General features: G+C 68.6%; 20 protein-coding genes. 9 read left to right on the top strand and 11 right to left on the bottom strand.

The annotated features are described in order from the left end of the window. Positions 1 to 32: 32 nt before the first annotated feature. Positions 33 to 440, top strand: coding sequence for a RidA family protein (locus tag ACWDV4_RS12275; RefSeq protein ID WP_449977348.1), 408 nt, complete (start codon positions 33 to 35; stop codon positions 438 to 440). 184 nt (positions 441 to 624) lie between these two features. Here ACWDV4_RS12275 and ACWDV4_RS12270 read toward each other — a convergent pair whose 3' ends face one another. The 4 genes from ACWDV4_RS12270 to trmB form a co-directional block, all read right to left on the bottom strand. Beyond that, positions 625 to 1,998 (bottom strand): hypothetical protein, encoded by a 1,374-nt coding sequence (locus tag ACWDV4_RS12270; protein WP_449977346.1) that lies wholly within the window; start codon positions 1,996 to 1,998, stop codon positions 625 to 627. A 37-nt stretch (positions 1,999 to 2,035) separates the two neighbouring features. Further along, entirely contained in the window at positions 2,036 to 2,779 is a 744-nt protein-coding gene (locus ACWDV4_RS12265) for a 3-keto-5-aminohexanoate cleavage protein (protein ID WP_449977344.1), read from the bottom strand. A gap of 176 nt (positions 2,780 to 2,955) precedes the next feature. Further along, the gene (locus ACWDV4_RS12260; RefSeq protein WP_449977341.1) at positions 2,956 to 5,460 is read right to left on the bottom strand and encodes a DEAD/DEAH box helicase; all 2,505 of its coding nucleotides are present in this window, start codon (positions 5,458 to 5,460) and stop codon (positions 2,956 to 2,958) included. A gap of 77 nt (positions 5,461 to 5,537) precedes the next feature. Next, complete coding sequence (gene trmB / locus ACWDV4_RS12255) at positions 5,538 to 6,272, bottom strand: tRNA (guanosine(46)-N7)-methyltransferase TrmB (RefSeq protein WP_449977338.1); 735 nt, start codon at positions 6,270 to 6,272, stop codon at positions 5,538 to 5,540. Positions 6,273 to 6,400: 128 nt separating this feature from the next. Here trmB and ACWDV4_RS12250 point away from each other — a divergent pair, with 128 nt between their 5' ends. After that, the gene (locus tag ACWDV4_RS12250; protein WP_449977335.1) at positions 6,401 to 6,922 is read left to right on the top strand and encodes a hypothetical protein; all 522 of its coding nucleotides are present in this window, start codon (positions 6,401 to 6,403) and stop codon (positions 6,920 to 6,922) included. 185 nt (positions 6,923 to 7,107) lie between these two features. After that, entirely contained in the window at positions 7,108 to 7,701 is a 594-nt protein-coding gene (locus ACWDV4_RS12245) for a class F sortase (protein WP_449977334.1), read from the top strand. A gap of 54 nt (positions 7,702 to 7,755) precedes the next feature. Here ACWDV4_RS12245 and ACWDV4_RS12240 read toward each other — a convergent pair whose 3' ends face one another. Continuing rightward, positions 7,756 to 8,088 (bottom strand): antibiotic biosynthesis monooxygenase family protein, encoded by a 333-nt coding sequence (locus ACWDV4_RS12240; protein ID WP_449977331.1) that lies wholly within the window; start codon positions 8,086 to 8,088, stop codon positions 7,756 to 7,758. A 158-nt stretch (positions 8,089 to 8,246) separates the two neighbouring features. Next, positions 8,247 to 9,185, bottom strand: coding sequence for a GlxA family transcriptional regulator (locus ACWDV4_RS12235; RefSeq protein ID WP_449977329.1), 939 nt, complete (start codon positions 9,183 to 9,185; stop codon positions 8,247 to 8,249). A 118-nt stretch (positions 9,186 to 9,303) separates the two neighbouring features. On the opposite strand from ACWDV4_RS12235, the gene ACWDV4_RS12230 reads away from it, so the two are divergent. Genes ACWDV4_RS12230 through ACWDV4_RS12215 form a run of 4 tightly spaced genes read left to right on the top strand, consistent with a single transcriptional unit; the run spans position 9,304 to position 11,056 of the window. Continuing rightward, complete coding sequence (locus tag ACWDV4_RS12230; protein WP_449977328.1) at positions 9,304 to 9,963, top strand: DJ-1/PfpI family protein; 660 nt, start codon at positions 9,304 to 9,306, stop codon at positions 9,961 to 9,963. Positions 9,964 to 9,990: 27 nt separating this feature from the next. Continuing rightward, on the top strand, positions 9,991 to 10,317 hold the full coding sequence (locus ACWDV4_RS12225; protein ID WP_449977326.1) for a hypothetical protein: 327 nt from the start codon (positions 9,991 to 9,993) through the stop codon (positions 10,315 to 10,317). After that, positions 10,314 to 10,793: a DUF2269 family protein gene (locus ACWDV4_RS12220; protein ID WP_449977324.1), complete on the top strand. Its 480-nt coding sequence runs from the start codon at positions 10,314 to 10,316 to the stop codon at positions 10,791 to 10,793. Before ACWDV4_RS12225 ends, ACWDV4_RS12220 begins: the two co-directional genes overlap by 4 nt. Before the next feature lie 56 nt (positions 10,794 to 10,849). Beyond that, positions 10,850 to 11,056 carry a hypothetical protein gene (locus ACWDV4_RS12215; protein WP_449977755.1) on the top strand — a complete coding sequence of 69 codons (207 nt, stop codon included), beginning with the start codon at positions 10,850 to 10,852 and terminating at the stop codon, positions 11,054 to 11,056. A 62-nt stretch (positions 11,057 to 11,118) separates the two neighbouring features. On the opposite strand, the gene ACWDV4_RS12210 is transcribed toward ACWDV4_RS12215, so the two are convergent. The 3 genes from ACWDV4_RS12210 to ACWDV4_RS12200 are packed head-to-tail and all read right to left on the bottom strand — an operon-like array spanning position 11,119 to position 13,404. Then, the gene (locus tag ACWDV4_RS12210) at positions 11,119 to 11,607 is read right to left on the bottom strand and encodes a GNAT family N-acetyltransferase (protein WP_449977322.1); all 489 of its coding nucleotides are present in this window, start codon (positions 11,605 to 11,607) and stop codon (positions 11,119 to 11,121) included. Continuing rightward, positions 11,582 to 12,424 (bottom strand): exodeoxyribonuclease III, encoded by an 843-nt coding sequence (locus tag ACWDV4_RS12205; protein ID WP_449977320.1) that lies wholly within the window; start codon positions 12,422 to 12,424, stop codon positions 11,582 to 11,584. Before ACWDV4_RS12205 ends, ACWDV4_RS12210 begins: the two co-directional genes overlap by 26 nt. A 59-nt stretch (positions 12,425 to 12,483) precedes the next feature. Further along, positions 12,484 to 13,404 (bottom strand): proteasome assembly chaperone family protein, encoded by a 921-nt coding sequence (locus ACWDV4_RS12200; RefSeq protein ID WP_449977318.1) that lies wholly within the window; start codon positions 13,402 to 13,404, stop codon positions 12,484 to 12,486. A 409-nt stretch (positions 13,405 to 13,813) separates the two neighbouring features. Between ACWDV4_RS12200 and ACWDV4_RS12195 the strand changes: the two genes are divergently transcribed. Continuing rightward, a complete protein-coding gene (locus tag ACWDV4_RS12195) occupies positions 13,814 to 14,704 on the top strand; it encodes a peptidase M23 (RefSeq protein ID WP_449977315.1) in 891 nt (296 codons plus the stop codon). Positions 14,705 to 14,821: 117 nt separating this feature from the next. Beyond that, positions 14,822 to 15,637, top strand: a complete 816-nt coding sequence (locus tag ACWDV4_RS12190) for an EcsC family protein (protein WP_449977313.1) — start codon at positions 14,822 to 14,824, stop codon at positions 15,635 to 15,637. A 57-nt stretch (positions 15,638 to 15,694) separates the two neighbouring features. Here ACWDV4_RS12190 and ACWDV4_RS12185 read toward each other — a convergent pair whose 3' ends face one another. Then, positions 15,695 to 16,558, bottom strand: coding sequence for a GDSL-type esterase/lipase family protein (locus ACWDV4_RS12185; RefSeq protein ID WP_449977310.1), 864 nt, complete (start codon positions 16,556 to 16,558; stop codon positions 15,695 to 15,697). Between the two features lie 161 nt (positions 16,559 to 16,719). Then, positions 16,720 to 18,819 (bottom strand): ABC transporter permease, encoded by a 2,100-nt coding sequence (locus ACWDV4_RS12180; protein ID WP_449977308.1) that lies wholly within the window; start codon positions 18,817 to 18,819, stop codon positions 16,720 to 16,722. Between the last annotated feature and the right edge of the window lie 172 nt (positions 18,820 to 18,991).

The following is an 18,991-nucleotide window of genomic DNA, read 5'->3' as shown; positions in this document are numbered from 1 at the left end:
AATGTGCACCCCTTTGACGACAAGGAGCCAACATGGCCATCAATCTGGTGAACCCTGAAGGACTACCGAAGGTCGACATCTATCGGCAGGTGTCGGTCGCCACCGGGTCGAAGTTGGTCTTCCTCGCCGGTCAGGTCGCCGTCGATTCCGCCGGGACCACGGTCGGCGTGGGCGACCTCGCTGCCCAGGTCGAGCAGTGCTACCTCAACGTCGCCACCGCCCTGGCCGCAGTCGGCGGCTCCTTCGACGACGTGGCGAAACTGACCGCGTACGTCGTGGACTGGACTCCCGACAAGATGCCCCTGCTGGTTGAGGGGATCAACCGGGCGGCCGCGAAGCTGGGCGTTACCCCGGTCCCGCCGTTCACGGGGCTGGGCGTCAGCGCCCTTGCCGGTCCGGATCTCCTGGTGGAGGTGGAGGCCACCGCAGTCCTCGACTGACCGCATGGTGATGACGTGGCTCGGGCCGGCACGGCAATCGCGATCGAGGTCTCGCACGGTCCCCGTCTGTTGCAGGCGGGGACCGTGCTCGTGCATCGTCCGGCGTACCTTCGACCCAGTGGCGGGACCGCACATCGTAATGGGGACAGCGATACGGACTATTCGGCCGACAGTTGCTGATCGCTCACCGATTCGGGTTTCGGAACAGTCGCCTGCCGCCGCGTCGCCCGGTCCGCTCCAACTCGGCGGCCCGGCCCATCGCCCGTACGACGCCCCAGCACATGAGGGACATCGCCAGGAACAGCCCGACCGTGGCCAGCCGCCAGGTGCTGTTGAGGCTGGACAGCGCCGGGTAGAGACTGACCACCCCGGCGATGGCGGTAATGGCGAACAACAGTTGCAGACGGCGCTCGAATGAGGAAGTACGCAGATTGGAGACCTGTTCGAGGCTGGCCCGGACAAGTTCGAGACGACGCTGGGCGGCCTCGGCGTGTCGCCGTACCCGCAGACTCTCGATGAGGAAGTGGGCGACGGTGACGCGTACCGGGTCGCGGAACATCAGGTCGACGTTGCCGATCTCGGCCAGGCCGTGGGCCAGTTGCATCTGGGTACGCGCCAGGTGGGCGACCCGGTGGTCACTGGCACCTCCGGGGCCGGTCAGCAACAGCTCATCTTCCCGGTCGGCCGGATCGACACCGACCCAGAGTTGACAGAAGAACCACTGGGCATGCATCTGGCCGTACATCTCCTGGACGACGTCCAGCGCGTCGGTCAGCCGCACCTCGCCGACGACGGCCACCGTCGACCAACCGCTGGACTGCACGACGACGTCCTCGATGTTCAGCTGCGGCCATTCCGGGGCGGCGAGGGAGGCACCCTGCCGAGGGGTACGTGCGGTCAGTCCGAGCAGCGAGTCGAGGAGGCGACTTTCGTCCTCGGCTGCGTGCGGACCGGTCACCTCGATCGGGTCAGCATGCCGCAGCACGAAGAACTGCCGCATGTTCTGGAACGGGTAGCAATGCTCACGTGGGCGGAAAGCGGGGCTGCCCAGCAGCGCGGCGCGCAGGCGCGTCACGTAGGGTGCCGCGCGCCAGCCCGAATGCGACGCTTTGTTCGCCTCGGCGGAGCTGCGGTAGGACGCGAGGTTCTTCGACAACACGCCCACATCGGCCAGGTACTCGAAGTAGTCGACATTGTTGGCGGCAACCTGGTCGTCGTAGAACCGCCGCAGGTCGTCGTCGGTTGCCAGGCGGCTGGGCGCGGAGAAGCGCAGATCGACCGAGAGGACGCCAAGGCCGGAGTAGACGACCAGTTCGGTCGCCACGGACCAGGTGATGTCGCGTAGTCGTACCCGCGACGTGCCGACTTTGATGGTCACGACCGGCGGATGCGTGGCCAGATAGGAGATGTTGTAGGAGCGGGCGTCCTTGTCGTCCACGGCGTCGATCGAGACCTCGCCGAAACGCTCCAGGACGGGCATCACCTCCCACACATCGTCGATGACCCCACCGAGATCGAACTTGATCGGGATGTAGATGTGGTCGACGGCAAATGGCATCCAGCCTCCTGAAGGGATTTCCGAAGACCGCAGACGATCAGCTCATCAGGCGCAGACCGATCGCGATCAGTTCAGCGTTGTCCCGCACGGGCTCGCCGTGCGGCCCGACGATGGCGTCCTCCAGGCCGATTCGCGTGGGCAGCCCCAGGCGTCCGGCGTACCTGAGCAGGGGCCAGGCGGAGTCGTCCTCGCCGTGCAGGAGCCGCGGCAGGTTCAGTTGGTGGGCATCCATTCGGGCCAGGATCGCGTCGGCGGCGGAGAGGCAACGGTCAGCGGGCGTGTCCAACACCTCGACAAGTACGCGCAGACAATTCGCGACGTAGGGGGCCTCGGCGAGCAGATCGGCGTCGGCCGGTGACCACACGCCGGCCTCGATCCCGACTCCCAGTCCGACCAGGGTCGCTGCGAGCGTGTTAGCCCCATCCTCGGCAACGTTGAGTGAGGCGAAGTCGGGCCGCTCGACCGGGTCGAGGCCCCTCCACCGCTCGATGCTGGCCTGCCGGGCGTCGGCGTCCCCACCGGTGATCCAGAGCCCGGTGGTGACACCGATGGGCGTATCTGGGCAGGCGCGACGTACGGCCTCGACGGCGGCGGCCACGTCCTGCGCGGCCACGGACTGCTCTCCACGGGCGTCGCGTGGGTGCAGGTGGATGGCCTCGGCACCGGCGTGCACCGCCGCTTTCGCGGCGATCGCCAGCTCATCCGGGCTGATCGGTACCCCTGGATGGTCGGTGGACGTCCGGCCCCCGTTGAGACACGCCTTGATTCGACGGATGTGCATGTGGCCGATGGTGGCACACCACTGCATCAGCGGCGCCGTCCAGATCGTCGCCGGGCGACGTCGATTCGGTCCAGACCCGATCCCGGCGCTTCCCACCCGGAGCACGACAGGAAGGAACAGCCACCCTGAATCCGAGTGAATCGGCCGCTATCAGATCTGACTTGGGCCGCAGCCGTTCACAGTTGCCCCACCTCGGTGATCCGTAGCACCGCCGCCCCGGCCTCGTCGGAGGCGGCCAGGTCCACCTCGGCGCTGATGCCCCAGTCGTGGTCGTCGTCCGGGTCGTCGAAGATCTGCCGAACGGTCCACCGGTCCCGCTGCTGGTCGATCATCAGCAGCGCCGGTCCACGCGCCGCCGGCCCGGTGCCGATCTCGTCGTACGCCTCGAAGTACGGCTCCAGCGCCTCCGCCCAGGCGTCGGCGTCCCAACCGGACTCGGCGTCCAGGGTGCCCAACTCGTCGTAGCGACGCAGTGCGGCGAGTTCGACCCGGCGGAACAGGGCGTTGCGGACCAGTACCCGGAAGGCGCGGAGGTTCTTGGTCACCGCCGGTGGCCGGTCGTCGATCACGACGGTCTCGGGGTCGGCGTCGGTCGGGTTGCGCAGCCGCTCCCACTCGTCGATCAGGCTGGAGTCGACCTGCCGGACCAGTTCGCCCAGCCACTCGATGAGGTCGACCAGCTCCTCGGTCTTGGCATCCTCCGGGACGGTCTGCCGGACCGCCTTGTACGCGTCGGCCAGGTAGCGCAGGACCAGTCCCTCCGAGCGGGACAGGCCGTAGAAGTTGACGTACTCGGTGAAGGTCATCGCCCGCTCGTACATGTCGCGGACCACGGACTTCGGCGAGAGCTGGTGGTCGGCGACCCACGGGTGCCCCTGCCGGTACATCTCGTAGGCGGCGTCCAGTAGTTCGGCCAGCGGTTTCGGGTGGGTGACCACGTCGAGCAGTTCGAGGCGGGCCTCGTACTCGATGCCGTCGGCCTTCATCTGCGCGACCGCCTCGCCGCGCGCCTTGAACTGCTGCGCGGAGAGCACCTGACGCGGATCGTCCAGGGTGGACTCGATGACCGACAGCGCGTCCAACGGATAGGTCGGTGACTCCCGGTCGAGCAGTTCGATGGCGGCCAGCGCGAACGGCGACAGCGGCTGGTTGAGCGCGAAGTCGAGCTGAAGGTCGACGGTGAGGCGTACTCGGCGGCCGGTCTCGTCCGGCTCGGGCAGCTGCTCCACCACGCCCCCGGCGAGTAGGGCCCGGTAGATGGCGATGGCCCGGCGGATGTGCCGGCGCTGCGCCGGCCGGTCCTCGTGGTTGTCGGTGAGCAGGTGCCGCATCGCGGCGAACGCGTCGCCGGGGCGGCCGATGACGTTGAGCAGCATCGAGTGGCTGACCTGGAAGCTGGAGGTGAGCGGCTCCGGTTCGGCCTCGATCAGGCGCTCGAAGGTCGGCTTGCCCCAGCCGATCGACCCCTCGGGCGGCTTCTTACGGACCACCTTGCGCCGCTTCTTCGGGTCGTCGCCCGCCTTGGCCAGTGCCTTCTCGTTCTCGATGACGTGGTCGGGGGCCTGTACGACCACCCGGCCGATGGTGTCGAAGCCGGCCCGGCCGGCCCGGCCGGCGATCTGGTGGAACTCGCGCGCCTTGAGCAGCCGGGTCTTCACCCCGTCGTACTTCGACAGCGCGGTGAAGAGCACGGTCCGGATGGGCACGTTGATGCCCACCCCGAGGGTGTCGGTACCGCAGATGACCTTGAGTAGTCCGGCCTGGGCCAGCGTCTCCACCAGCCGGCGGTATTTCGGGAGCATGCCGGCGTGGTGTACGCCGATGCCGTGCCGGACCAGGCGGGACAGGGTACGCCCGAAGCCGGAGGTGAACCGGAAGTTGCCGATCGCCTTGGCGATGGCGTCCTTCTCGGCCCGGCTGCACACGTTGACGCTCATCAGGGCCTGGGCCCGTTCCAGGGCGGCGGCCTGGGTGAAGTGCACCACGTACACCGGGGCCTGGTGGGTGGTGAGCAGCTCCTCCAGGGTTTCGTGCAGCGGCGTGGTGACGTACGAGAACATCAGCGGCACCGGTCGCTCGGCGGAGCGTACGACGGCGGTGGCCCGGCCGGTGCGGCGGGTCAGGTCGTCGACGAACCGGGTGACGTCTCCCAAGGTGGCCGACATCAGCACGAACTGCGCCTGGGGCAGTTCGATCAGCGGCACCTGCCAGGCCCAGCCCCGGTCCGGCTCGGCGTAGAAGTGGAACTCGTCCATGACCACCTGGCCGACGTCGGCGCGCGACCCCTCGCGCAGCGCGATGTTGGCCAGGATCTCGGCGGTGCAGCAGATGATCGGGGCGTCCTCGTTGACGCTGGCGTCCCCGGTGAGCATGCCGACGTTGGCCGGTCCGAAGATCTTGCAGAGGGCGAAGAACTTTTCCGACACCAGGGCCTTGATCGGCGCGGTGTAGAAGGTGGTGCGGTTGTCGGCGAGAGCGGCGAAGTGTGCCGCGATGGCCACCAGGCTCTTGCCGGAGCCGGTGGGCGTGTTCATGATCACGTTGGCGCCGGAGACGATCTCGATCAGCGCCTCGTCCTGGTGGGGATAGAGGGTGAGTCCCTGCTCGGTCGCCCAGCTGGTGAACGCGTCGTAGAGGGTGTCGGGGTCGGCGCTGCGCGGCAGCTGGTCAGTGAGCGTCATGGCTGGTCCATGGTGCCTGGATGATCGCGTCAGCGCCAGCCCGAATCAAGATCTACCCGACGGAGGGAAGGCGACAGCTATCCGAGAGTGGGCTGGCGACGCTCGAAGATCAGGTCGAAGATCTGCCGACCGGCGGTGATCCCGCGCCGCTCGAACTTGGTCATTGGCCGGTGGGCCGGCCGAGGGGCGTACCCCTCGAAGACGTCGACCAGCTCAGGGTCACCGGTCAGGGTGTCCCGCATCGCCTCGGCGTACTCCGCCCAGTCGGTGGCGCAGTGCACCGTACCGCCGGGGACCAGCCGGGACCGCAGCAGTGCGACGTGCGCGGGCTGGATCAGCCGCCGCTTGTGGTGCCGGGCCTTCGGCCACGGATCGGGGAAGAACACGTGTACGGCGTCCAGGCACTCCGCCGGGAGCATGTGCTGGACCAGGGTGACCGCGTCCCCCTGGGCGACCCGCACGTTGGTCAGGCCCAGTCGCTCGACGAGGGCGAGGAGGTTGGCGATTCCGGGCGTATGCACCTCAACCGCGAGATAGTCTCGGCCAGGGTCGGCGGATGCCATCGCAGCGGTGGCATCGCCCATCCCGGAGCCGATCTCCAGCACTACCGGTGCTCGGCGTCCGAACAGGGTGGCCAGATCTACCGGCGCGGTGGGCGCGTCCGGGACGAGAAGGCCGTAGGCGGGCCAGATGCGTTCGAGCGCGTCGTGATGCCGCCCGCTGAGCCGACCGCGACGCGGATGGAAGGTACGGATCCGGGCGGCGTGCCGGGACGGCACGACGAGATCCTGGTCCTGCTGGCTGGAGGTCACAGGAACGTGAGCCTACGCGACGGCCGAGGGCAGCCACCTGTGATCCGCCTCCCTGAGGGGCAAGGACCCCAGCTTCCGGCGGGGCAGGGACGCCGGCATCGGTCGGCGGTGCCAGGAGGGGGCTCGTGATGTCCGAACATCGGCGTACGGCGGGACTCCTCGTCGTCGCGGCGGCGATCGCGAGCGTGCTGCTCGGCGCTGCCCCTGCCCAGGCGGCCGACGTCTTCGTCGATCTCATCCCGAGTACGGTGCAGGCCGGTCGGACCGTGGACATCCGGGCCAGCTGCCGGGAGAACAACGCCCCCGCCACCGTCGAGTCACCCGCGTTCGGCTCGATCACCGTGCACCCGAATGCCGGCTTCCTGGAGGCCACGGCCCGGGTGCCGAGAAACACCGCCGCCGACGGCTACCGGGTCCGGTTGAGCTGCCCGGACGGTCGTAGTGCCAGCACCCAGTTGATCGTGGTGGCCAGCGATCATCCCACCCGGGGCCCGGCCACCGGCTTCGGCGGTAGCGCCGGGCTGGACGACGGCAACCTGCTGCTCGTCGGCGGGCTCGGCAGCACCGTACTCGGGGTCGCGGTCGGGCTGGTCGCCCTGCGCCGCCGCAACGTCCGTACCCGACCCGTGCGCGGCCGGGCCGGCGGCTGACCGCACGGACGATGGCCCGCCCGTCGGCCGGACACCGTCCGGCATCGCAGCCTCTGACGCCCGCCGCCCACGCGCGGTGGGTCAGCAGGCAGCAGCCGGTGCCCGTGGGCCGACCGACGCGGACCATCCCACCACGTACGCCGAGACGCCGTATCCGCCCACCGTCGCCGCACCGGTGGCGCGGCGTGCTCGCGGTCATGCTGGTGCTGGCAGGGGTGTTCGCCACGGGCGCTGGACTCGGACAGGCCGGGCATTCGCCGCTGGACTGGCTGATGGCGGGTAACCGGCCGCCACCCAAGAAGTTTCCGGTGCTGGAACCGAGCCGGCCGGTGCAGCTCGTGATCAAGTCGATCGGGGTGACCGCCCCGGTGGGCCAGGTGGGGCTCGCGCCGGACGGGACCATCGCGGTGCCCGCCCTCGACCAGCACAACGAGACCGGCTGGTACGACCGCGGGCCCACGCCCGGCCAGTTCGGCCCGGCGGTCATCGTCGGGCACGCGGATACCCGTACCGGGCCGTCGGTCTTCCACGATCTCGGCAAGCTCCGGCCCGGTGCCCGGGTCGAGGTGACCCGGGCCGACCGGTCGGTGGCGATCTTCGAGGTCAACTCGGTGGAACGGTTCGACAAGTCGGGGCTGCCCGTCGAGCGGGTCTACGGCGACTTCGAGCGGCCCGGCCTCCGGTTGATCACCTGTGGCGGCCAGTGGGTCGGTGGCAGCATTGGCTACCAGGACAACCTGATCGCCTTCGCGTCCCTGATCAGCTCCCGCAACACCTGACCGCCGCCGGAAACCGACGCCAGTCGACCGTCCTGGGAACCGACGCCAGCTGGGCTAGTGGCTGGCGGGACCTGCGAGCGGAACGACCTCGAACTCCAGCAGGTTGGCGCCGGTGGCGACCGGCTTCGGTTGCTCGCCGTGGCCGGGCTGACCACCGTGGCCGTGCGCCTCGCGGGCCGGTCCCTGCGCCCATGCCCGGTACGCCTCCTCGCTCTCCCACTTCGTATAGACGAAGTAGCGGCTCTCGCCGGCGACCGGACGGAGCAACTCGAACCCGAGGAAACCGGGCTGGCCATCCACCGCACCCTTACGGGCGGCGAACCGCCGCTCCAGTTCCTCGCCGGCCCCGGCCGGTACCTCGATTGCGTTGATCTTCACGACTGCCATGTTTCCCACCCTACCCAGACGACTGATCCCGAAGTCCTGGTTGGTTAGCGGCCGTAGCCGATCAGTGATCGTGGGTGTGGTGCGCCGATGTCGGTGGGGTGTCAGTCGCGGCCGGGTGAGGCGGCGTTGGCCGACGCGGGTGAACAGCGGCATTGGCGTCAGGGGCGGAAGACCTTTCGGTATGCGCGGGGTGTCACGCCGAGTGTCTGGCCGAACTGGGCCCGGAAGTTGCTTGTGGAGGAAAAACCGGCGTCGGCGGCGATTCGGTCGATGGTGTGATCGGTTGTCTCGAGCCGCTCCTGCGCATGGCGGATACGCACGCCGGATACCCAGCGCATCGGGCTCTGGCCGGTCTCGTCGTTGAATCGGCGGGTCAACGTGCGCACACTCATCCCGGCGGCTGTGGCGATGTCAGCGAGCGTGAGATCGCGGTGCGCGTTCTCTTCGACCCAGGCGAGTACGCCTTCCAGCGTCGAAGTCTGGAAAGTGGGCGGGTTCTGGAGGATGTACTGCCCCTGTCCGCCGGTGCGGTGCAGCGGTGCGACGGCGAGCCGGGAGGCGTCTGCGGCTACCGCCATCCCGTAGTCCTTCCGCACGATATGCAGGCACAGGTCGAGACCGGACGACGCTCCCGCAGACGTGAGGATGTCGCCGTTGTCGATGTAGAGCGCGTCGGGGTGGGTCTTCACGGTCGGATACCGGCGCGCGAGCTCGTCGACGGCCAGCCAGTGCGTTGTCGCATCCCGACCGTCCAGGAGTCCCGCTTCCGCGAGCGTGAACGCGCCGACGCAGATCGATGCCACCCGAGTTCCCCGCTCAGCTGCGGAGCGTAGGGCTGCGAGGACCTCGGGTGCCGTCGGATGCAGGGGCTCGTTCCGGCCGGGCACCACGACAAGGTCGGCGCGATCGATCGCTTCCAGGCCCTCGTTGAAGGCGAGTCGTAACGGTCCCGCAGTGACCGACGGCTCAGGGCCAGCCACGACGACCTCGTACCCCGCCCGGCCCGCAGGGAGGCGGACGCGACCGAAGACTTCGATGGGCGTGGCCAGATCGAAGGCGATCGCATCCGGAAGGCCCAGCACAACGACGGTGTACATGGCGTGAAGGCTACGGGCAGCTGCGTGGCCAGAAACAGGCGGAAGATGGCTATTTGGCCGTGGTAGCGGTCGGCGCGCGCTCCCGAGAATGGGAAGTGATCAACGAAAGGGAGCGTCCATGTCGCTACGCCGTGCCCAGTTCGTGCTCTTCGACGGGTTCGATCCATTGGACGTCATCGCTCCGTTCGAGGTGCTCTCCGCCGGAAGTGACGCTCTCGGCGGCGTACTCGCGGTCGAGCTTGTCAGCGCCGATGGCCCGGGCACCGTGCGCTCGGGTACTCCCGGGCTCACGTTGACGGCAACCGCGGCCATCGATCCGGAAGCGCCCGGCTACCTGGTTGTTCCCGGAGCATCCGGCCCCATTGCGGGAGACCCCGACGAAGGCGCGGAAACGATCCCAGTCCTGCTCTCCCGCTTCGCCGCCGGCAAGGCCATCCCGCTCATCGCCCGTGCACTGTGGAATCCGGCGGTCACGGTGGTGACGGTCTGCGGTGGATCGCTCGCGCTGGCGATGGCAGGGCTTCTGGAAGGCCGCAACGCCACCACCCATGTGCTGGGCATGGACCTGCTCAGCGCCACGGGCGTGAATGCCGTCCGCGCCCGCGTCGTCGACGACCGTGACCTCATCTCAGGAGGCGGAGTGACCTCGGGCCTCGACGTTGCTCTTCACCTGCTTGACCGCGACTTCGGCTCGCACGCCGCCCTGGCGGTCGAGGAACTGTTCGAGTACCAGCGTCGCGGGACCGTCTGGAAGAACGACATCCCACTCGCCGCCTGACCACTGCTCATCTCGCAGGAAAACGGAATGAACAAGACTATGAACGCCATCACCGGAATCTGGCGGCTACGCATGCGAACCCCAGTCGGCACGATCCAGGCCGATTACTGTTTTGACGAGCGGGACGGTGTACTGCACGGCAGCGCGACCGGGGCGGGCGAAACCACACCTCTCACCGACATCGCCGTCGAGGACACTCCCGAAGGGCAACGCATCACCTGGCGGCAGAGCATCAGGAAACCCCTGAGACTCAACCTCGTCTTCGATGTCGTCGTGACCGGCGATGACCTGTCCGGAGAATCCCGCGCAGGGCGACTCCCGCGTACCCCCGTGACCGGTGAGCGCATCCGATGAGCGCATTCCTACTCTCGGTCCACGTGCTCGCCGCGATTCTCACGATTGGCCCGGTCGCCATCGCCGCGAGCATGTTCCCTCGTGCCGCACGTGCGGCACTCGCCGCGTCCACTGATCTGCGACCCACCAGCGTGGTGCGTGTCCTGCACCGCATTACCCGCGTCTACGCGGTGATCGGCGCTCTCGTGCCGGTCTTCGGCCTCGCCACCGGTGCCAGCATCGGCGTGCTCGGCGACGCCTGGCTGATCGTCTCCATGATTCTCACCGCCGCCGCAGCCGCGATACTGATCGCCTTCATCCTGCCCGCGCAGCAGCGCGTCGTCCACGCACTCGACACGGACTCGCCCGGTGGTGCGGAGGCAAACCGGAGTACGCGCCGACTCGGGATGCTGACCGGGGTTTTCAACCTGCTCTGGGCGATCGTTGTCGTCCTGATGATCTACCGTCCCGGCTCGACGACAGGCGTCGGACTGTGACCCCACGCCGCATCCTGCACGCCGCTGGCGCGGCGGAACTTCTGACGCTCGCTCTGATGTTCGCGAACATCGTCACCGTCCACCTGCCCGAGATCTCGCGCATCCTCGGTCCGATACATGGCCTGGCCTACACCACCACAGTCATCACCGCGATCCTCGTCATGAACGGGAACCACCGGGTCTGGCTCTACGCGCTCGTTCCCGGATTCGGCGGCCTCCTCGCGGCACGCATCGCACCGGTCACCCGTCCGGAAGCCTATTAGGGGTCATCGGGTGATCGGTTGAGCGCGATGGGTTACGACGATGTGGAGTGATCCACGGTGTATCATCTGTCGAGGCCGCCCACCGAACGGGTCAGTTCACCGGGCGACGCCACGGTCAGGGGTTTGGTGAAGCGCGCCTTCTTGCCGCAGGCGTCCTCGTATCCCAGGTCCTGATAGAACCGGTGGGCTCGGTCTCGCCGGCGGCTGCTGGTGACCTCCATGAAGAGGCAGCCGGCGTCGCGGGCCCGGTGTTCGGCCGCGCCGACCAGGGCCCGCCCGACCCCCTGTCCCCGATGACGGTCGTCGACCACCAGGGCCACCAGCCGCCCGAACCTGCCGGTCACCTCCAGCATCGGGCAGACATGCAGTGCGGCGACCCCGACCAGTTCGTCGCCGACGGCGGCGCCGAGCAGGAAGCTCGCCGGGTCGCCCTGCCAGTAGTCGAGGCGGTCGTTGACGTCGGCTGGGTCGGTGGGATAGCCGAGCTGATCCAGGAGTACGGCGAGCCGCGCGGCGTCGTCCCGGTCAACCGGCCGAAGCTGTATCGACATGCGACACAGTTTCACAGTGTCCGGCAAGGTCGTTGCCACCGGCGGGGTCGGTGTCGACCACGATCGGGGCGTGGTCGGAGGGGCCCTTGCCCTTGCGAGCCTCCCGGTCGACGTACGCGGATTGGACTCCGGCGGTGAACGCACCGGTGGCGTACACCAGGTCGATCCGCATGCCCTTGTTCTGGTGGAACATCCCGGCCCGATAGTCCCAGTAGGTAAACGGGTGCGGCCCCTTCATCGGGGTCGGCACCACGTCGTGCAGGCCGAGATCCCGCAGGGCAGTCAGCGCCTGACGCTCGGCCTCGGTGACGTGCGTCGAACCGACGAACAGCGCCGGGTCCCACACGTCGGCATCGGTGGGGGCGACGTTGAAGTCGCCGCACACCGCCAGCGGCAGCCCGGATCGCAGGTCGTCCCGGACCGCCTCGCGCAGCGCCGCCAACCAGGCGAGCTTGTATTCGTAGTGGGGGGAGTCCAGGGACCGGCCGTTGGGCACGTACACCGACCAGACGCGCAGCCCGCCGCAGGTGGCGGAGATGGCGCGGGCCTCCGGATCCGGGAAGCCGGGTTCGCCGGGAAAGCCCACCACGACGTCGGTGAGCCCAACCCGGGACAGTACGGCGACCCCGTTCCACCGGCCGTCGCTGTGGCTGGCGACCGAGTAGCCCAGTTCGCCCACCTCAGCGACCGGGAAGGAGCCGTCCGGGCACTTCGTCTCCTGCAGGCAGAGCACGTCGGGGCGGACCTCGGCGAGCCAGTCCAGCAGCCGGGGCAGCCGGGCCTTCACCGAGTTGACGTTCCAGGTGGCAAGGCGCATGAACCCAGCCTGCCGTACTGGAACGGGTTGCGCCCGGCGCGCCACTGTCGATCACGACGTCACCGGTTCGGTGGTTCTCCCGGATGGCCCTGCTCGGCGAGGAACCGCTCCAACTCGGCCCCGAGTTCGTCCGCGGTGGGCAGCGCCCCGGTCTGGCTGGCGAGCAGGTTCGGCTCGCCCCGACCCCGGGTGAAGGCGTCGTACTGCTCTTCAAGGGCGCGGACGAGGGCGGTGGCCTCGTCGGTCTGAGCCACCTGGCGGTCGATGTCGGTCCGGACCAGTTCCGCCGAGGTACGCAGTTCCTCGGTGGGCAGGAGCAGCCCGGTGCTGCGGGAGATCGAGGTGAGCAGCAGCTCCGCCGCCGCCGGGTATTCGCTCTGTGCGACGTAGTGCGGTACGTGCACCGCGAAGCCCAGCGCGTCGTATCCCAGTTCGCCGAGCCGGTACTCCAACAGATGTCCCGCGCTCGCCGGTACCTGGACCTGGTGCAGCCACGGTTCGGTGCCGGTGATCAGTTCGCGGCGGGTGGCGTGCGAGGTGACCCCGGTCGGCCGGGTGTGCGGGACGGCCATCGGAATGGCGGTCAGCCCGGCGGTGAGGCGTACGCCGAGGCGGTGCACCAGGGCGATGAGCGCGGCGGTGAAGCGTTCCCACTGTAGGTCCGGTTCCGGTCCGGTCAGCAGCAGGAACGGAGTCTCGGCGTCGTCGTTCAGTACGTGCAACTCCAGCTGGGGTTCCTCGTACCGTTCCCAGTGGTCCTCGACGAAGGTCATGATCGGACGTCGGGACCGGTAGTCGAGTAGCTGGTCGACGTCGAAGGTCGCGATCGTCCGCCCTTCGAGCGTGGCGAGCAGGTGGTCTCGGGCCAGCCGGGTCGCGTTGCCGGCATCGACGAAGCCGGTCAGCGCGTGGATCAGCACCGGCTGACCCAGCTCGGGCAGGTCGTCGGTGAGCTGGTAGAGCTCGTGCGGATCGAGCACCGGTCAGGACCTCCTCAACGGGTACACCGAGGCGGGTCCGGGACGGACGCCGCCTTGATGTGGCAAACGCACCTACCATCCTTCCGCATTCCACCGGCAGCGTTTGTCGCCCCCGGGACCGAAGATCATCGCCCCGATTCGGCCTCTCGGCTGAAGGGGGCGGCCGGGAGGTCCAAGTGGTATGGGTCGAACGGATGAAGATCACTCTTAGTGATCAAAGGCTGGTGGCTTAGAAGGTAAATGCCTGCTTAATCTGTGGAATTCCTTGTTACCGACTTGTCAGGCTTGCGGGGGTTGGGTATTGAGCTTTGCGCCTGTCATCCGCTGACCGATTGATCAGTCAGCAATTGTGGCGAGGGCCACTAAATGACTCTATGTAATCGACGTTCCTGCTGTTTAGCCTCGTCGAATGCGTAACGACGACAGTTTTGACGACGGGTACGCCGCCCCTAGCCCCCCTGACCGAACGGATGATGTCGGCTCGGCCGAGACGCGGGACCGCGTCCGGCAGGTCCGGGATCGGATCGGAGAGTTGCTCGGGCGGCGGGGTGCCACCGCCCGACTCACCGTGGCCGCCAGCGTTGTCTCCTGCCTGAGCCTGGCCATGTTTGCCGAGGTGCCCACCGGCTCCGCCGAGCCCGCCATCTCGGTCGACCAGGTAGCAGTCCTGGCCGACCGGGCCCTGACCGAACAGGCTGCCAACCGGGCCACCCGGGACGAACCCGCCCCGGCAGAGACCACTGACCCGGCGGAGACCACTGACCCGGACGTCCAGGAGCAACCAGCGCCGGAGCAGTCCACCCCGTCCACCGAGCCCGCCCCGCCGGCGGAGGAGCCCGCCCCACCGGTCGACCCCGGTCCGGTCGCCGGTTTGACCCACGACCAGATGAACAACGCCAAGGCGATCGTCCGGACCGGCCGTGACATGCAGATGCCCCGTCGCGCCCTGATCATCGCGGTGGCCACCGCCATGCAGGAGAGCAACCTGCTCAACCTGGCCAGTGGCGTACTGCCGGAGTCGATGAACTATCCGAACCAGGGTGTCGGTTGGGACCACGACTCGGTCGGCCTGTTCCAGCAGCGCAGCAGCACCGGCTGGGGGCCGGTGGCCAAACTGATGGACCCCGCGTACGCGACGGCGCAGTTTCTCGAAGCCCTCATGCGGGTACCGGGCTGGCAGTGGATGCGGCTGACCGAAGCGGCGCAGGCGGTGCAGGTCTCGGCGTTCCCGGAGCACTACGCCAAGCACGAGAGCCCGGCGACCACCATCGTCGACGCCATCGTGCCGGGCTGGCAGTGACCGGGGCACCACGCTGACCGAGGGTTGATCTCTCCGGCCAGAATGGACGGGCACGGCCGACGGCGAGACGTCAACCGCTGCGCGTACCCCTGGCAACGTCACCCATCGGAGCGTCCCATGAGCGACCCCGTCCCGTCCGGCGCCGAGGCCGTACCGGTTCCCCCTGGCGGCGATGTTGCCGCAACGAACCCAGAAACCCTGTCCCCGTCACCGGTCGGGGCGGTCGCGGACGACGATCCGGTACGACCGGACGACGATCCCGCCGCCGCCCCACCGGTTCGGCTCTGGGACCAGATGCGGGCGGACCCGCAGTACGCGCCGGAGTACCTGGCCCTGGAGGCGGTCCGGCGGCTGGGGCCGGAGGCCGATACCTGGGTCGAGCGCACCCGGGCTCGGTATCCAGGGATCGAGCCGGAGGTGTTGGCGCAGATCGCGGTCCGCAAGTTCGTCACCCGAGCCCGCCTCTCCGGGGCGGTGTCCGGCGCCGCTGGCCTGCCGGGTGCGGTCGTCGATGTCGGCGTCCTGGCGTGGACCCAGGCCCGGTTGGTGCTCCACGTCGCCGCTGCCTATGGGCACGACCCGGCGCACCCGGACCGGGCCACCGATCTGCTGGTGCTGCAGAAGGTGCACAAGGTTGCCGAGAGCGCCCGCCTCGCGCTCGGGGTGGCGGCAGGTCGGGAGCGGGCGAGCGCGCTGTTGCGTGGGTCCAACACCCCACTACAGCAGGCGATGCTCCGGCTGGGGGTGAAGCTTGCCCGGATGGCGGGGGTACGGGCCGCCAAACGGGCCTTCGCCAAGGTCGTACCAGGGGCGGCGATCATCCTCGGCACCTGGGCGAACTCGTCGGCCACGAAGGAACTGGCCGACCGGGCGCATGCCCTCTACCGCCCACAGGCGATCACCGCTGGCCCGGCGGAGGCCTACCGGCCGTAGCTCGGGCCGGACCCGCCCGTCCGGCAGCACCGCGGCCGTAGCCCGAGCCGGCGGAGTTCAGCGGGCCCGGCCGGCATAACCGGACGCGGCCCAGCTGACCTCGGCGAGTTTCTGCTGCCCGGCCGCGTTGGGATGGAAGTAGTCGAGCCCGTTGAGCAGGTCCAGGGTGAACCGGGTCCGGTGCACCGCGCCACCGTCGTAGCGGCACCGGGATCCGTACGCCCGACAGGCGGCGGAGAGCTGATCGTTGTAGGCGGCGATCCGTTTCCGGAAGGCCGCGCGACGCTGGACGTCGTCCTCGGCGGTCGAGGTGGGATTGGCCAGGAGGGCGGGGCAGATGCCGCGATCCCAGGCGCGGGTCACCCGCTGCTCGGTGTGCCCGATCTCCCAGAGGCGGTACAGGTCGGGGATGCTCGCCACCAGGACTCGGGCGCGCGGAAGGCCCTTCTTCAGGGTGGTCAGCGTCCGGTCCACGTCGGCTCGAAACTCGGCGACGCCGGTCATCGCGTCGATCCGGCTGCGGCAGGCGTCGTTGGCTCCGATCAGCACGGTCACGTACTCCGCCTTGGCGCTGACGGCTGCGGTTGCCTGACCGGGCAGAGCTGCCGCCCGGGCCCCCGGGGTCGCCTTGTTCAGCGCCTTGCCGCGAATCGCCGGGTTGCCCTCTCGTAGTCGCTGGTAGTGGCTGTCGACCCGGGATCCGTCCCCTGTGGACCAGGAGTTGCGTTGGCAGGTGGCCAGCACCAGGCAGGAGCCGAAACCGGCGGTGATGGAGTCACCGAGCGCCGCCATCGAGGAGGGCAGGTCGGGCCGGGGCGAGTCGGGTGGTGGAGTGGGTTTGCCAGGCCCGTCGGAGCCTTCGCAGGCCAGGGCGAATACGGCGAGAGCGGCGGTGACGACGACCGTCCAGCGTCGGCTCATGCGTCCCCCTGGGGCTGCGGAGAGTCATCGATTCGGGACTCTACGCTGCTTGGGCGAGTGGCGACAGCAGCCGATCAGGTCACCTTCGGGACCGACGAACCGGGCTGGTACCGCGCCTCGAAACTTGCCGAGGGCGCGGTACCAGCCCGGTCATTGCGTTCTTAGCGTGCTGCGGCCGGTTCCAGCTCACCGATGTCGTCGACGGAGATGATCTCGTCGTCGAAATCAGGGGCCGGCGGACGCTCATCCGGTCCGGTGATCCGGGCCCGGTCGTCCCGGCGCTTCTGCCACAGGTCGACGAGGAGGTTCAGCACGAGGCCGACGGCCGCCCAGACGCCGATGACCAGGAGGTTCCTGCCGATTCCGGCGCTGTTGAAGTAGACCAGTGACCGGGCCGTGTCGACCGCGGCCGGCAGCGGCAGGATGTCCTTGAGGCCCTGGAAGAGCTCGGGCACCATATAGATCGAGAGCCCGCCGCCGGAAGCGGGGACACCCGCGAGCATCATCACGACCATCACCGGGATGATCGCGGCCAGACCGATGGTCCGGGTGAACACCCCGGTCACCAGCGACACGGCGAAGATGGTGGCGGCACCGAAGCCGATCATCTCCCAGGCGTGCCCGGTGACCGCGCCGATGATGACGTCGAAGAGCAGCCACAACCACACGGCCATTCCGACCGACCAACCGGCGAGCAGGGGAAGGAACTGCCGCAGCCGCTTCAGTTCCGGTGCCCCACCACGCAGCACGGCGAGCATCAGGAACCCGGCCATGATCCACGACATGCCGACGTACAGGCTGTTGCTACCCATGGTGTCGGTGTCGCTCAGCGGTGCCACGTCGTTCATCGCCAACGGCATCTGCTGCTGGGCCGCCATTGCCTGGAAGATCGACTTCGCTGCACTCTGCTGGCTGACTCCGGCACCCGAGGACGTGTAGAGCGTCGCCTCGGCGCCCCGGGCGGTGGGCAGGACGTACGTGGCGACGATGTCCTGGTCGAGGATGCGATCGATGCCCTCGTCCGTCGAGGCGAGCACCTCGACGTCGAGCATGTCACCCAGCTTCGACTCCAGGCCGGCGGCCACCTGTTGGGCCTGCTCGGTCGTGGCGCCGACCACCGCGACGGGGAGATTGTGGATCTCTGGCTTGTGCATGGAGAAGCCCATCAGGCCCACCACCATCACCAGGATGGTGAGTGGGAAGGCCGCCACCGTCACATAACGGAACCGCTTGGACCTTGGTGGGCTGCCAGCGAGCGCCGGCAGCGGGGTGTTCGGGTCGCTGACCTGCGGTGCTGTGGGGATCGCATGTCCGCTCACACGTTCCTTGACCCAGGACAGCACCAGGGCGGCCACCGCCCAGACAGCCAGAACCAGCAGGTGCCCACCGGCTCCACGGCCGTCGAAGTAGAGCAGCGAGCGGAGCGCCTCGCCTGCTGCCGGAAGCGGGAGCACGCCGTGCAGGAAGTTGAAGAAGCCGGGCATCATGTCGACCGACAGCGCCAGGTTCGACGACGGCATGCCGAATACGACCCAGAGCAGCATGCCCACCAGAACCGCGAGCGGCCCCATCAACTTGGTGAGGAGCAACTGGGTGAGGGCGACAGCACCGGTCGCCAGCATTCCGACGCCGAGGAACTCCAGGTAGTGGCCGTCGACGGCACCCACGATCGGCCCGAGGATCAACCAGATGATGCTGCTGGTGGCCGCCGACCAGCCGACCACGATCGGCAGGAAGCGCCGGAGGGACAGTAGGTGGGGGCAGGCCATCAGTAGCAGGCTCAGTGGCACGTACCCGGCCAGCATCATGCCCATGGCGGCGAACAGGACCGCGATGCCCGCCGTGTCACCGTCGGGCAGCGGTGCGACGTTCTCGACCGCCGCTGTCCAGTTCTGCTCGATGGCGATCGGGGCGAGGAGTTGCTGGACAGTCGTGGCCTGTGATGCACCGGCTGCCATCGCGGTGTAGATCGTTGCCTGGGCCGATCCCTCGGTGGGTATCGCCAGCGCGCCCGCGATCTCGCGGTCCTTCAGCAGTTCCACCGCGTCGTTCTTGGACTCGACCAGCCGCGCGTCCATGGCGTTGCCCGGTGCGGCGTTGAAGGCGTCGACGATCGCCTGCGCGGCGGGACCCGCCCCCACGACGGCGACCGGCATCTCGCGCGGATGCGGCGAGTGCATGGTGCCCACGTAGGTGGCGAACATCATCGAGACCATGACGAACGGCATGACGAAGAGGGCGGCGTACCGGATGATCCGCATCTTCCGATCCTCTTCCGGTGGACCACCCCCGGGGACGTTGGCGGACGGGGGAGCGGTCGAGGACGGCATAGGCATACTCCTGACATGTTGTCGAAGGGCGCCGAAGAGCGCGATGAACCGATCCGGCTACGCCACGCGGACTGACGGTCGGTAGCGGAACTGGTGGGCTAAG

The sequence above is a fragment of the Micromonospora sp. NPDC003197 genome (assembly GCF_053590565.1).
Note: the sequence above shows the minus strand (reverse complement) of the source record. Positions and strands in the feature narration are given on the sequence as shown.